Origin of the sequence: Azospirillum sp. B2RO_4, assembly GCF_051124815.1 — a bacterium.
Classification (GTDB): domain Bacteria; phylum Pseudomonadota; class Alphaproteobacteria; order Azospirillales; family Azospirillaceae; genus Azospirillum.
On sequence record NZ_CP118486.1, the window covers coordinates 302,549 to 316,037 of the forward strand.

Consider the following 13,489-nt stretch of genomic DNA (forward strand, 5'->3'; position numbering starts at 1 on the left):
CCTGGGCTGCTTTATCGAGTTGTACTGGACAGGTCTTGCGGGCGGTCGCCGCAACCAGCTTTTCACGCAGGTCCTTCTGAGGACTGCAGGATTTCCCGGAACATTTGGACGGAGTAAACCCATGCGACACATTCTCATCCTTGCTGCCGCCGCCGTGCCCCTGATGCTTGCGGGCTGTGCTTCCGAAAACAGCAGCAGCTATGGCACCTCCGGCAGCACGGGAACGAGCCAGCAGTCGGTCTCGCCGAATGAGCCCGGCATGGGCCAGGGCATGACCCGCAAGTCGCTGAACAACGCCGCTCCGGCCGGTTCCGGCTCCACCGGCACGACCTATGACAACCGGTCGGTCTCGCCGAACGAGCCCGGCCTGGACCAGGGCATGACCCGCAAGTCGCTGAACAACTCCAGCCGGGCCGGCTCGGGCTCCAGCGGCATGGCCTACGACAACAACGAGACGGTTTCGCCGAACGAGCCGGGCATGGGCCAGAGCAATACCCGCAAGTCGCTGCCGAACACCGCCGGGAACTCGTCTTCCTCGTCCTGGTAAGGACGGGTCGAAGAAGTCCTGGTAAGGACGGGCATTCAGCAAGAGAAAGGCCTCCGCACCGATGCGGGGGCTTTTCTCTTGCCCGGGTGGCGAGCAATCCCTTCTAGCCGTGCGGACTGTCGAAAACCTCCGTCAGCCAATCGATGAACACTCTTAACCGCGAAGAGAGATGGCGGTTCTGCGGATAGACCACCGAAACCGGCATCGGTGGGGGCGGGAAGGCTTCCAATATCGCGACCAACTGTCCGGCGGCGATCTGGTGCTCCACGCGGTATCGCGGAACCTGGACCAGCCCCAACCCCGCGACGGCCGACGCCGTGTAGATCTCCGCCCCGCGGACGACCACGTCGTAGGGCAGTTGCACCTCCCAGTCCCGCTCCGGCGTCGTGAACTCCATCGGATAGGATTGCCCGGTCGCCGAGGCGGCATAGCCGACCATCCGATGACCGTCGAGATCGTCCGGCGTCGACGGGATGCCATGACGGTCGAGGTAGGCGGGGCTCGCCAGGGTCGATTGCTCGAACAGCGTGATGCGGCGGCCGATCAGGGAAGAGTCGGACAGATCGCCGGCCCGAACGACGCAATCGACCCCTTCGGTGATGAGGTCCACCATCCGGTCGCCTTCGCTGAGATTCAGTGAAATCCCCGGATAGCGCGCGATGAACGCAGGCAGCGCCGGCAGGATGAAGAACCGCGCGATGGTCCCCTGCATGTCGACACGGAGCGGCCCCCTGGGCTCGGCGTTCCTGAAGACGCTCTGCATCTCGTCGAGATCGGCGAGGAGCCGAAGGCAGCGCTCATGGTAGAGCGAGCCGTCGAGCGTCGGCCGGACTTTGCGTGTCGTCCGCTCCAGCAGCCGGACGCCGAGATCCGCCTCCAGGCGCTGGATCGCATGCGTGGCGGTCGGGCGCGGAACCTGCAGGTCCCGCGCGGCCTGAGCGAAGCTCCCACGCTCGACGATCCTGACGAACAGACGCATGACGTCGATGCGATCCATAGCCGGCCCGCGCGATTGTTAATTCCAGCGAAATAGTGATGTCGAATTCGTCGGTCTACCCCTGAACCTCAAAACGAACGAATTTCGGTCCCGAGAGCGGCGGCCGACCGAGGCGCTGCTCGTCGATCACCCCCACAGGAGCGAAGACCATGCCGTTCGTCAATTTCAAGGTTCCCGAGGCCGCGCTGAATCGTGCCCAGAAGGAAGAGATCGTTCATCGCACCACCGCGATGCTCGTCGAGTATTTCTCTGAAGCTGCCCGCCCGCACACCATGGTCCTGATCGAAGAGGTCAAGGACGGCGGCTATGCCCGCGCCGACGAGGTTTTCGTCATTCCGGACGCCTATCGGGCGAAGGATTGAAGCCGGCCGGACACCACCACCCGCAACAGGATCGAGGGAGCAGGACAATGACGTCATCAACGAACCGGGTCGCGATCGTCACCGGAGCGTCCCGCGGCATCGGCGCCGCCATTGCCCGGCGGCTGGCCAGTGACGGCCTCGCGGTCGTCGTCAACTATGCCGGCAGCGCCGGCGCCGCCGGCACGCTGGTCGAAGAGATCGAAGCGGCCGGCGGCAGGGCCATTCCCGTCCAGGCCGACGTCGGCGACCCGGCGGCGGTGAAGCGGATGTTCGATGCCGCCGAGGCGGCCTTTGGCGGAGTGGACGTGCTGGTGAACAATGCCGGCGTCATGACGCTTTCGCCCATTGCACAGATGGACGACGACGCCTTCGACCGGATCATCGCGACCAACCTCAAGGGGACGTTCAACGGGCTGCGCGAGGCGGCGAACCGGCTGCGCGACGGCGGCCGGATCGTGAATTTCTCCACGAGCGTCGTTGGTCTCTATCAGCCGACCTACGGGGTCTATGCGGCCACGAAGGCGGCGGTCGAAGCCCTGACGCATATTCTGGCGAAGGAGCTGGGGTCCCGGGGGATCACCGTCAACGCGGTCGCACCCGGCCCGGTCGCCACCGAGCTCTTCTTCCAGGGCAAGGATCAGGCCACGCTCGATCGCATCCGGCAGATGATCCCGCTCGGCCGCCTGGGCGAGGTCGACGACATCGCCCGCGTGGTTTCCCTGCTCGTCGGGCCGGATGGCGGCTGGATCAACGGCCAGACCCTGCGGGCGAACGGCGGCGTGGTCTGAGGGAGGGGACGGCATGATCGCCGGGCGGCGGCGGCGCAGTTGAAGGCAAGTTTGGAATCCTGCCCCTGTCAGCGCCCCACGCCGGCCCGACGATGCCCTTACTGCTTGCCCGACGGGTTCGAACCCGACTGGCCCGATCCGTTCTGGTCATGGGTCGGCTTCCGGCCGCTGCTGCCCGCGGAGGTCTTGGCGTTGCCCTGGCCGTTGACTCCCTGGGCCAGCTGTTTGCTCCAATACGCATCGACCTGCTTGTTCCAGGTGGCGGCACTGGCCTCGCGGCCGATGTCGTTGCCGATCGACGGCGCCTTCTCCAGCACGGAGTCAGGCACATTCAGCACGAAGGTGTCCTGGTTCGGGGCCGGGGTGACCCGCAGATCCTTCCAGGGCACCGGCACCAGTTCCTCGCCGATCCCCAGGAAGCCGCCACGGCCGACCAGCACATATTGGACCCGACCATCGGCGCCGATCACCACATTGTCGATGTCGCCGAGGTCGTCGTCCCGCAGGTTGCGCAGGTCGGCACCGACGATGTCGTCCGCCTGCATCGGTGCCGCGGCCTTGGTGACCGGCACCGCTGCGGCGACATAGCGGTTGCGCCAGTCACGGAACTCCGTGTCGCCGTTCGCTGCGGCGGTGGTGAAGCGCTGCTGCATCTCCTGCACCGCCTGCACCACCGACCGGCAGCCGTCGCCATAGCCGTTGATGCCCAGGATATAGCCGGCGCGCATCAGGGTGCGCATCTGCACGCGCGGCGTCGCCGCCAGTCCGCCGACCCGGCCGGTCATGCCCGGCGCGGCCGCCGCGCTGTAGCCGGGATAGCCGGCATAGCCGCGCGGCCCGGCGACACCATAGCCGGCGCCGACCAGCCCCTGGTTCACCTGCTGCAATTGCTGAAGGCACTGCTGATCGGCGTTCGACGCCTGCATCTGCGTGTTGCCCTGGGAGTTACCCTGCGTGTTGCCCTGTGTCTGGGAAGAGGTCTGCGCAGTTTTCTGGGAGGCCGTTCCCGGCTGCTGCGCCTGGGATGTGCCTTGGGACGCGGCCTGGGAGGGGATCGGCAGCGTGAGCGCCAGTGCCGCGGTGGCCATGGTGATCAGGCGGGTGCTCATCGTCGTTCCTCCGGTGTCGTTGTCATGTGCGAAGCCTCCCACCGGGCTGCTCCTTGGTTGGTCAACTCGCGACACCGGAAGCCGTTTCGCCTGATCGGGGCCGGCATGCCGCGAGACGGACCGCCTTTGCCGAAGTTGAACCAGAACGAGATCGGCGGAATGGGAGCGCACGACATGCCGAAGAATGGCTGACAAACCTTCCGGAGCCCGCCCTCCCGGAGCCTGCATGGTGCCGCCATGGCTGACCCGACCGCCGGCGATACGCCCGAAGGCGGCCCCGGCCGCCACAGCTCCGGCAACCGCAACCTGATGCTGGGTATCGTCACCGTCCTGCTGGTGATCGCCGGCCTGCGCGCCAGCTATCCGGTCACCATGCCGCTCGCCGCCGCGGTCGTGGTGGTCGCCGCCCTTTGGCCGATCAAGAGCCGCATGGACCGGGTGCTGCCGTCCTTCGTCGGCACCACCGCCATGGCGCTTCTTCTTTTCTGCCTGTTGATCGGCTTCTTCGCCGCCATCTATTTCTCCGCCGCCCAGATTGTCGGCGCCTTCACCGACCAGCAGGACCAGTTGAACGCACTGTTCCAGTCATTGTCGCAACAGGCCGAGAAATGGGGACTGCCGGCACTGGACGGGGCGAAAACCTCGGGCCGGCTGGCCGGCATCGCGCAACAGGTGCTGTCGAGCGCCTACACCATGCTCGGCTATTTCGGCTTCATCGGCGTCCTCGTCATCTTCGGCCTGCCGGAGGTGAAGGCCGTCCGCCGCAAGCTGCGCACCAGCCTGGAATACGACAACCGGCAGGCCCTGATCGACATCGCCGGGCGCAGCGCCGATCAGGTCCGCTCCTACCTGGGGGCGGCGACGCTGGCCAGCATCGTCACCGGGGTGGCGTCGGGCCTTTGGGCGCTGGCGGTGGGGCTGGACCTTGCGCTGGTCTGGGGCGTGCTGAACTTCCTGCTTAACTATGTGCCGGTGATCGGCAACGTCGTCGGCATCCTGCCGCCGACCCTCTACGCGATGATCCAGTATGACGGGTGGACCATGCCGGCCGTGGTCTTCGCCGGCTACGCCGTGCTGCAGTTCATCATCAGCAACTTCGTCTATCCCGCGCTGCAGGGGCGCAGCCTGTCGCTGTCGCCGGTCGCCATCATCCTGGCGCTGGCCTTCTGGAGCTGGGTCTGGGGCATCGCCGGCGCCCTGATCGCCGTTCCGCTGACGGCGTCGCTGGTGATCGTGCTGCAGCATTTCCCCCGCACCGCCTGGATCGCCGACCTGCTGGCCCAGGAACACGGCGGCGATTCCGGCGAATAGGCCGCCGGCGGAACCAGTGCCGCCCGCCAGAGTTGGCGGAGGAGACCCTTTCACGGAGGACATGCCATGAGAACCGCCAAGACGCTCGCCCTCGCGGCATTGCTGGCCCTTCCGACGACCGCCGCGCTGCATGCCGGCCAGGGGGTCGGACAAGGGGCAGGACTGGAGACGGAGAAGGGAGACGCACTGTTGCCGGCGCCCCCGCCGGGCTGGCAGCGGCCGGACGCCTCGCAGACCGGCGGCCCCGGTGAGGGGCTGGAGGCCGGTGAAATGGGCATAGGGCGCCAATCCGGCCCGCCGGCCGGCAATATTCTGGTCACCCCCAACAATGCCGCCGCCGCCGCCGCCGCCAATCATGACGAGCCGATCGGCGGATCGAGCGGGACAAGCGGCGATTCCCGCAATGGATCGCTTGGCATGGGCTCGTCCGGCGAGCCGGACCGGGAGAACTGACCGCCGGAAGGGCGAGGCAGAAGCAATCAGTTCGGGCGGATCGGGTGTGGGTGCATGGCACAGGGTCTGGAACAGGTAGACGGCGACATCTCGACCACTCTGGCGTCCATCGACGGCATCGTCGACTGGACGCTGGCCTTCCTTCCCAAATTCGCCGTCGGCGCCGTCATCTTCCTGCTGTTCTGGATGATCGGGTGGGGCATGCGGGCCGGCGTCCGCCGGGCAACTCTGAACCGCCCCGCCCGCAATGTCGGGCTCGTGCTCGCCCGGCTTTCGCAATGGGGCTTGCGCTTCCTCGGCCTGCTGATCGCGGTGACGGTGATGTTCCCGTCGGTCAAGCCGGTCGACGTGCTGGGGTTGCTGGGCGTCGGCAGCGTCGCCATCGGCTTCGCCTTCAAGGACATCCTGCAGAATTTCCTGGCGGGAATCCTAATCCTGCTGCGCCAGCCCTTCCGGATCGGCGACCAGATCGTCTTCAAGAGCTTCGAAGGGACGGTCGAGGACATCGAAACCCGCACGACGGTCATCAAGACCTATGACGGCCGCCGCGTCTTCGTGCCGAATGGGGAGATCTTCACCAACGCCGTCACCGTCAACACCGCCTACGGCCTCCGCCGCAGCGAGCATGACATCGGCATCGGCTATGGCGACGATGCACTTCGTGCATCCGTCCTGATCGTCGAGGCACTTTGCAGCGTCGACGGCGTGCTGGCCGATCCGGCGCCGGAAGCGCTGGTGATGGAACTCGCCGGGTCGAGCGTGACCGTCCGAGCGCGCTGGTGGACCGACGCGCACCAGCACGAGGTCCTGCGCGTGCGCCATCAGGCCATCGCGTCCATCAAGCAGAAGCTGGGCGACGCCGGCATCGACCTGCCCTTCCCGACCCGTGTCGTGCTGTTCCACGACCAGACCGAAGAGACGGACGGCGACCGCACCCGCCAGCGCGAAGGCTGGCCGCCCGGAGGGGAACCGCCGCGCCCCCGCACTATCGCCGGCGCGCTGAAATCCCAACCGCGCAACGGCGAGGACCATCAGGCAAGGCCGGGCGGTCCATAGCCCTGTCTCAGTTGACTTCACACGGCTTGACTTGCAGGCGCGGCGATATCTCAGTCGATACTCGATATTTTAAAATATCCGCCCCGCCTGATCCAAAGGACATGGACGGTTTTTCAATGGACAGCATTTGAGTGCTCTGACATCGTTCGAATACGAACCTTCACAGGGACGGTGATTGGAGACCAGGGCAATGAAAACCTCATCCACAAGTTTCAGGGCAGCCTGCCTGTTCGCACTTGCCGGCATCGGCATGGGGATCGGAATGGCCGCATCGCAGAATCACAGCATTATGCCGGCCCATGCCCACCTCAATCTGCTGGGCTGGGTGTCGCTCTTCCTGTTCGGCGTCTATTACCGGCTGCATCCGGCGTTGGAGACCAGCCGGCTCGCGATGACGCAGATCGTCGTCTGGTGCGTCGGCACGGCTTTCCTGACCGTCGCGGTCGCCGCCCTGCATCTCGGCTATTCCGCGTTCGAGCCGGTCGCCGCGGTCAGCTCGCTGCTGCTGCTCGGCGCGCTCGGGCTGTTCACCCTGCTGGTTTTCCGCTCCGGCAAGCAGACGCAGGCCGCAGCGCCGGCACTGACGGCGGCGGAGTAACCGAAACCGTCAGAGCCGGCAGAACGATTTCAGAAAGAGCCAGTCCGGGGCGGGCAAGCCGGCGTCAAACCGGATGCCCCGGATTGGGAGCCTTCTCAAAGCGCTCGCCCTCGGCGGCCTTCTTGTTTTCCTCGGTGGTACGCGGCACTGTGCCGCCGCCTTCGACGGGTGCGGCCGGATCGCGGCCCGCCGGCCGGTCCTGTTCCTGATTCCGCTCTTTCGTGCCGGACATGGACGGCTCCCTGGGACAGTTGAGGATACCCACCCCAACCGGCAAAGCATCATGCCGGTTCCGCCCTCCCCTGAGGCGGACAGCCAGGGCCTTTTCACACTCTCCGCATTTTCTTGAAAGAATCCGCGCCAGCTTTCGCCGGCCGTTCCGTGGATAGCCACAGAACGAACGGGGCGGCGCCAGCCCGCCGCCCATCCCGAAGAGCCATCGGCCTGAACCGCCGCGAAATCCCGCCCGGATTCCGCGAACGGGCCGCGATTGGGTGGAGAAGGCGATGCTGGTCGATTCTGTCAGCGCAACGACGTCAACGACCTCGACGAAATCCACATCCTCGTCGAGCGGTTCGTCAACAACGTCCACGAGCGACACCTACCAAACCTTTCTGACCCTGCTGACGACGCAGCTGCAGAACCAGGACCCGACCAATCCGGTCGACACCACCAGCTTCACCACCCAGCTCGTCCAGATGTCCTCGCTGGAACAGCAGATGTCGACCAACGACAAGCTGGACGAGCTGACCAGCACGGTCTCGGACCTCGCCAGTTCGGTCACGTCGTCGCTCGGCACCACCAGCGGCGCCGTGAGCTACTACGGCAAGACGGTGGAGGCCGAAGGCTCGACCACGCCATTGCAGGACGGCGAGGCGACCTGGGAATACGACCTCGAGTCCGCCGCCTCCTCGCTCAAGCTGACCATCACCGATTCCAGCGGCAACACCGTCTACAGCGATGTCAGCTCCAACACCGCCGCCGGCACCCATGAGGTGACCTGGGACGGCGTCGGCACCGACGGCCAGAGCTACAGCGGCGGCACCTACACGCTGTCGATAACCGCGTTGGATTCCAGCGGCAACGCCATCGACACCACCACGCGCTTCAAGGGCACTGTGACGTCGGTGGACAGCTCGACCGGCACTGCGGTGCTGAGCGTCGGCGGCGTCAGCCTGTCGGCGGGCGACGTGCTGTCGGTGTCCTGATCCCCCTCCCCGGATTTTTGAAAGACAGGTGCCGCCATGAGCCTCACCAGCGCGATGTACAGCGCCACGTCCGGGCTGACCGCCCAGAGCAAGGCGCTCGCCAGCATCTCCAGCAACATCGCCAATTCCAGCACCACCGGCTTCAAGGGCACGGTGACGGAGTTCACGTCCTACATCAACAAGACCACCACGGTGGACGAGCAGGTCGGCGGCGTCATCGCATCGAACACCCGCAGCGTCAGCCGCCAGGGCGAAATCCAGTCGTCGGCAACCACCACCAACATGGCGGTCAACGGCGACGGCTTCTTCGTGGTGTCGGACAAGACGTCGAGCGGTGGCACCTACTTCACCCGCAACGGCTCCTTCTCCACCGATTCCAACGGCAATCTGGTCAATTCGGAGGGCTATTACCTCTATGGCTGGGCGGTTGGCGACGACGGCACCGTCAAGGCCGCCAACAAGACCTCCACCGACAGCCTGGAGGCGATCAACCTCACCAGCATCAAGGGCACGCCCAAGGCGACCTCGACGCTGGATATCGAAGCCAACCTGCCCTCCGACGCCGAGACCGGCGACAGCTTCACCACCGACGTCGAGCTGTTCGACGCGCTGGGCAACAGCCATTCGGTGACGATGACCTGGAGCAAGACGGCCGACAACACATGGTCGCTCAGTGCGTCCGCCCCGACCAGTTCCGCCGACGGCACCACCACCACCGGCACGATCTCCGGCTTCCCCATCGCCATCACCTTCAACAGCGACGGCTCGCTGGCCGGCGCCACCCAGACCGACAGCAGCGGCACCACGACCAGCGTCGATCCGTCGGCCATCAGCTTCTCTGTCGGCGGCTGGACCACCGGCGCCAGCGACAGCACGGTATCGATGAATCTCGGCAGCGCCGACAGCACGACCGGGTTGACGCAGTACGCTTCGGGCGAGGACACCGCCTCGATCGGCGACTGGACGGCGACCGGCGACGGCTATGAACCCGGCACTCTGACCGGCACCACCATCGACAGCAGCGGCGTGGTCCGCGCCACCTTCGACAATGGCGAAACGCGGGCGATCTACCAGATCCCCATCGCGACCTTCGCCAATTCCGACGGGCTGGAGAGCGAGAGCGGAACCACCTTCACCCAGACCTACGAGTCCGGCAATTACCAGCTGCGCACCGCCGGCGACGGCGCCGCTGGCGAGATCGAGGCGAGTTCCCTGGAAAGCTCCACGGTGGAACTGACCGACGAGTTCAGCCGCATGATCGTGGCCCAGCAGGCTTATTCCGCCGCATCCAAGGTGATGACCACGGCGCAGGACATGCTGGACACGCTGATTTCGATGAAGCGGTGACGCCATGACCGCCGCACCGGACGAGGGGTTCGCTCGCGCCGAAGCCCTGCTGCTGGACCACCGCCGGCTGATGGTGCAGGCGAGGGCATTGCTGGTGCGCCCGACCACGCGGGCCGAACGGCTGGCGCTGGCCGACGACCTGATCGCGCTGATCGACGGGCTGGATGTGGAGAAGCGTGCGTTGGGAGCACGGATCCACCGCGGACGGGTCGCGAACGCAGCGGTCCACGCCTATGGCCGGGCGATGGCGGCGCGGCGGTGAATTGAGTAGCGGTGTCGACTGCCGGCGCTCGCCCCAAAAATTCCCCGCCAGCTTTCCACCCGCCCGCCGTGGAACCAGACATCCAACACCCGGAGCCAAATCCATGGCGCTCAAGCAGACCCTGCGGAAGCCGGCCCCGCCGAAGCCCGTCCTGACCAAGGCCCAGGCGCCCGCCCATCCCGCCGAACCCGCCTCCCCCTCCATCTTCCTCCGCGTTGACGCGGTGGAGGTGCTGGAGGCCTTCGTCGCCGAACTGGACCGCAACGCGGCCCGTGCCGAGGCGGCTGTGCGCGAGGGACGGCCGCGCGACGCGCTGCTGGCGGCCGGCGACATGCAGACTCTGCTGCGGACCTGGAAGGACCGGCTGGACGATGCGCTGGCGCAGACGCGCAGCAAGCGCGTCGCCCCCACCGTGCGCGGAGCGGCGAGGGCCGCCGCCGACAAGGTCCTGCCATCGCTTGCCGCCCGCATGCGGGAGATCGAGGCGCAGATCAAGGTCCACCGCGCCCGCCAGAACGCCATCGGCGCCGCCCTGCGCGCGGCATCCACCGCGCCGGCCGGCGTGTATGGCGTCGCCTATGGCGCCGCGGGGCGCTACGGCGCACGGGTGGCGACGCGTACCACCGGCCATGTCGTCGGCCTGACGGCCTGACGGCAGGCAACACAGGGGAGGAAACCCGCCATGTCGCTTCGCGTCGCCGGTTCCATCGCCACGTCGGCACTGCGCACGTCCGAGGTCGGGATCGCCGTCGCCTCCTCCAACGTCGCCAATGCCGATACCGACGGCTACACCCGCAAAACCGCGTCCAATGTCACGCGCAGCACCGGCACCAACATCTCCAGCGTCGATGTCTCCGCCGTCAACAGCAATGTCGACCGCTATCTGCTGAAGACCCTGGTCGCGGCGCAATCGGACCTCGGCTATACCGACACCCGCAACAGCTATCTCGACCGGATGCAGTCGGCCTTCGGCAGCGTCAGCGACGACGACAGCGGCGGCACCGACATCGGATCGATGATCGACGCGCTTGCCGACACGCTGGGCACGCTCGCCACCTCGCCCGAAAGCGAGAGCGCCAAGGCCGCCACCGTGCAGGATCTGTCGGATCTGGCGGAATCGCTGCGCAGCACCTCCTCTTCCATCCAGTCCCTGCGCGCCCAGGCCGACGACGAAATCGCCAGCACCGTCGACAGCATCAACGAGACACTGAACAGCATCGATTCCCTGAACGACCAAATCGTCAAGGGCAAGGCGCTGGGCCAGAACGTCACCGACCTGGAAGACCAGCGCAACACGGCGCTGAAGAGCCTGGCGACCAACATCGACGTCACCTATCAGGTCGACGACAGCGGGCTGATGCGCATCTCCACCGCGTCAGGCAAGTCGCTGCTCGACAGCAAGGTGCATGAGCTGTCCTACACGCCGGCCGCCTCGGTCAGCGCCGGCACGGCCTACAGCGCCAGCGGCAGCAGCGGATTCAACGGAATCATGCTGAACGGCACCGACGTCACCGGCTCCTCTCTGGGAGGGACTCTGGGCGCCTTGGTGCAACTGCGCGACACCGACCTGCCGGCACAGCAGGCAGCCCTGGACGAACTGGCGACCACCCTGATGGACAGCCTGAACGCCATCCAGAACCAGGGCACCTCCTATCCCGCCCCGCAAAGCCTGACCGGCACCGAGACCGTCTCGGCCGGCGACGCGCTGAAGGTGACCAGCGGCACGCTGCGCGTCGCCGTCACCGACGGCAGCGGCACCGCGGCCGAAGTTCTGGACATCGACCTGTCGACCCTGTCGACGCTGCAGGACGTGGTCGACGCCATCAACACGATGGGCACTGCGTCCGCCTCGATCTCCGCCGACGGCAAGCTGGTGATCGCCGCTACCGATGCCAGCAACGGCATCGCGGTCGGCGGCGATGACGGCGCCTTCTCCACCGCCTATGGCATGAACGACCTGCTGACCGGCACCGGCGCATCCGACATCAAGGTTGCGACCCGCATCGCCGGCGACAGCAGCCTGCTCGCCACTGGCGCCCTGTCCTCGAACAGCGGGCTGACCGCCGGCGACACGGTGCTGACCAGCGGCGAGGGATCGGTGGCGCAAGCACTGTCGGCAGCCTTTTCCACCAGCCACGACTTCGATGCCGCCGGCGGTTTGAGTGCCCGCAGCACGACCTTCGCCGGCTATGCCGGGGCGATAATCCAGGGCGCAGCCACCCTCGCCGACACGGCATCCGCCGCCTACGACAGCCAGAACACCTACACCAGCAGCCTCGAATCGACCTTCTCGTCGCAGAGCGGCGTCAATGTCGACGAGGAGACCGCCGCGATCTCCACCCTGCAATCCGCCTATGAGGCCGCAGCCGCGGTCATGAAGACGCTGCAGGAGATGTTCAGCACGGCGCTCGACATGGTCCAGTAGAGGAGACCGCGATGGAACGGGTCGCGACCTACAACCATCAGAACACGCTCGTCCAATATATGATGAAGGCCGAGGCCAAGGTGGCCGCGGAACAGGTCCGCTCGGCGTCGGGACTGAACTCCACCGACTACAAGGGCATCGCGTCGGACAGCGGCCGGCTGGTCAACCTCGAAAGCCACTACCGCCGGCTGGAACAGTATATCGACGAGGGCGAGGTCGTGAACGGCCGCATCCAGTCGATGTACGATGCGGTCGGCGGCATGTCGGACCTGACTTCCCGCCTCAGCGCCCTGATCACCGGCCTGCAGGGCGACAACGCCGCCGGCGTCGAAGGCGTAGTGGCGGAATCAGCCCAACTGATGGAGGAACTGGGCGGCTTGCTGAACACGCAGCAGGACGGCCGCTATCTTTTCGCCGGCGGGCGCACCGACCAACAGGCGGTCGATCTCGACAGCTACACCGCCGCGACCTACCCGTCGAGCGCCGACACCGGCTATTACCAGGGGGATTCGACCGTCGCCCATTTCCAGGCGGCCGACGATTTCGTGCTGGCCTACGGCGTCACCGCCGATCAACCGGCGTTCGAGAAGGCGCTGCGCGCCTTCAGCCTGATCGCCAACATGTCGACCGATCCGGTCGACGACGATCTGCTGGCCGAGGCGACGCAGCTCGCCTCCGACGCCACCGACGGGCTGTCGATCGTCCAGGCCAAGCTCGGCGCCGCCAGCTCCTCGCTGGAGAACAGCATCGACCGCCATGTCGACGAGCAGCTGGTTCTGCAAACCCAGGTGGACGACATCCGCAGCATCGATCTGGCCGAATCCACCACCAGGCTGTCGCAACTCCAGGCCTCGCTGGAGGCGACCATGAGCCTGATGAAGATCCTGGAGGAAAACAATCTCTCCAAATACCTGTGACCGCAGAGGCGGCGCGAAAAAGCGCTAGCCCGATCGAAAAATCCCGCCAGCTTTCTCCGCCTGCCCCGTGAGTCCCAGGTGAGGGTCGCCGAAACGGCCCGGTTCGATC

At 66.4% G+C, this 13,489-nt stretch carries 16 protein-coding genes; 13 read left to right on the forward strand and 3 right to left on the reverse strand.

Annotation, left to right across the window (positions count from 1 at the left end; genetic code table 11):
- Positions 1–121 precede the first annotated feature (121 nt).
- On the forward strand, positions 122–547 hold the full coding sequence (locus PWS46_RS15410; protein ID WP_434621841.1) for a hypothetical protein: 426 nt from the start codon (positions 122–124) through the stop codon (positions 545–547).
- Positions 548–650: 103 nt separating this feature from the next.
- On the opposite strand, the gene PWS46_RS15415 is transcribed toward PWS46_RS15410, so the two are convergent.
- Positions 651–1,526 (reverse strand): LysR family transcriptional regulator, encoded by an 876-nt coding sequence (locus tag PWS46_RS15415; protein WP_434621843.1) that lies wholly within the window; start codon positions 1,524–1,526, stop codon positions 651–653.
- A gap of 167 nt (positions 1,527–1,693) precedes the next feature.
- On the opposite strand from PWS46_RS15415, the gene PWS46_RS15420 reads away from it, so the two are divergent.
- Complete coding sequence (locus PWS46_RS15420) at positions 1,694–1,906, forward strand: tautomerase family protein (RefSeq protein ID WP_434621845.1); 213 nt, start codon at positions 1,694–1,696, stop codon at positions 1,904–1,906.
- Between the two features lie 47 nt (positions 1,907–1,953).
- Entirely contained in the window at positions 1,954–2,694 is a 741-nt protein-coding gene (locus PWS46_RS15425) for an SDR family oxidoreductase (protein ID WP_434621847.1), read from the forward strand.
- Between the two features lie 98 nt (positions 2,695–2,792).
- Here the strand turns inward: PWS46_RS15425 and PWS46_RS15430 are convergent, their stop codons facing one another.
- Entirely contained in the window at positions 2,793–3,803 is a 1,011-nt protein-coding gene (locus PWS46_RS15430; RefSeq protein WP_434621849.1) for a PRC-barrel domain-containing protein, read from the reverse strand.
- Positions 3,804–4,040: 237 nt separating this feature from the next.
- Here PWS46_RS15430 and PWS46_RS15435 point away from each other — a divergent pair, with 237 nt between their 5' ends.
- The 4 genes from PWS46_RS15435 to PWS46_RS15450 all read left to right on the forward strand — a co-directional run bounded on the left by PWS46_RS15435 (position 4,041) and on the right by PWS46_RS15450 (position 7,221).
- Positions 4,041–5,114, forward strand: a complete 1,074-nt coding sequence (locus PWS46_RS15435) for an AI-2E family transporter (RefSeq protein WP_434621851.1) — start codon at positions 4,041–4,043, stop codon at positions 5,112–5,114.
- Positions 5,115–5,180: 66 nt separating this feature from the next.
- Positions 5,181–5,567, forward strand: coding sequence for a hypothetical protein (locus tag PWS46_RS15440; protein ID WP_434621853.1), 387 nt, complete (start codon positions 5,181–5,183; stop codon positions 5,565–5,567).
- A gap of 54 nt (positions 5,568–5,621) precedes the next feature.
- Entirely contained in the window at positions 5,622–6,623 is a 1,002-nt protein-coding gene (locus PWS46_RS15445) for a mechanosensitive ion channel family protein (protein ID WP_434621855.1), read from the forward strand.
- A 289-nt stretch (positions 6,624–6,912) separates the two neighbouring features.
- On the forward strand, positions 6,913–7,221 hold the full coding sequence (locus tag PWS46_RS15450; RefSeq protein ID WP_434621857.1) for a hypothetical protein: 309 nt from the start codon (positions 6,913–6,915) through the stop codon (positions 7,219–7,221).
- Between the two features lie 64 nt (positions 7,222–7,285).
- Here PWS46_RS15450 and PWS46_RS15455 read toward each other — a convergent pair whose 3' ends face one another.
- A complete protein-coding gene (locus PWS46_RS15455) occupies positions 7,286–7,453 on the reverse strand; it encodes a hypothetical protein (protein ID WP_434621859.1) in 168 nt (55 codons plus the stop codon).
- A gap of 274 nt (positions 7,454–7,727) precedes the next feature.
- Between PWS46_RS15455 and PWS46_RS15460 the strand changes: the two genes are divergently transcribed.
- The 6 genes from PWS46_RS15460 to PWS46_RS15485 all read left to right on the forward strand — a co-directional run bounded on the left by PWS46_RS15460 (position 7,728) and on the right by PWS46_RS15485 (position 13,380).
- A complete protein-coding gene (locus PWS46_RS15460; RefSeq protein ID WP_434621861.1) occupies positions 7,728–8,429 on the forward strand; it encodes a flagellar hook assembly protein FlgD in 702 nt (233 codons plus the stop codon).
- 36 nt (positions 8,430–8,465) lie between these two features.
- Positions 8,466–9,776: a flagellar hook protein FlgE gene (gene flgE, locus PWS46_RS15465; RefSeq protein ID WP_434621863.1), complete on the forward strand. Its 1,311-nt coding sequence runs from the start codon at positions 8,466–8,468 to the stop codon at positions 9,774–9,776.
- A 4-nt stretch (positions 9,777–9,780) separates the two neighbouring features.
- Positions 9,781–10,038 carry a hypothetical protein gene (locus tag PWS46_RS15470; protein ID WP_434621865.1) on the forward strand — a complete coding sequence of 86 codons (258 nt, stop codon included), beginning with the start codon at positions 9,781–9,783 and terminating at the stop codon, positions 10,036–10,038.
- Positions 10,039–10,141: 103 nt separating this feature from the next.
- On the forward strand, positions 10,142–10,690 hold the full coding sequence (locus tag PWS46_RS15475; protein WP_434621867.1) for a hypothetical protein: 549 nt from the start codon (positions 10,142–10,144) through the stop codon (positions 10,688–10,690).
- Between the two features lie 30 nt (positions 10,691–10,720).
- Positions 10,721–12,463, forward strand: coding sequence for a flagellar hook-associated protein FlgK (gene flgK / locus PWS46_RS15480; RefSeq protein ID WP_434621869.1), 1,743 nt, complete (start codon positions 10,721–10,723; stop codon positions 12,461–12,463).
- A gap of 11 nt (positions 12,464–12,474) precedes the next feature.
- Entirely contained in the window at positions 12,475–13,380 is a 906-nt protein-coding gene (locus PWS46_RS15485; RefSeq protein ID WP_434621871.1) for a flagellin, read from the forward strand.
- Positions 13,381–13,489 lie beyond the last annotated feature (109 nt).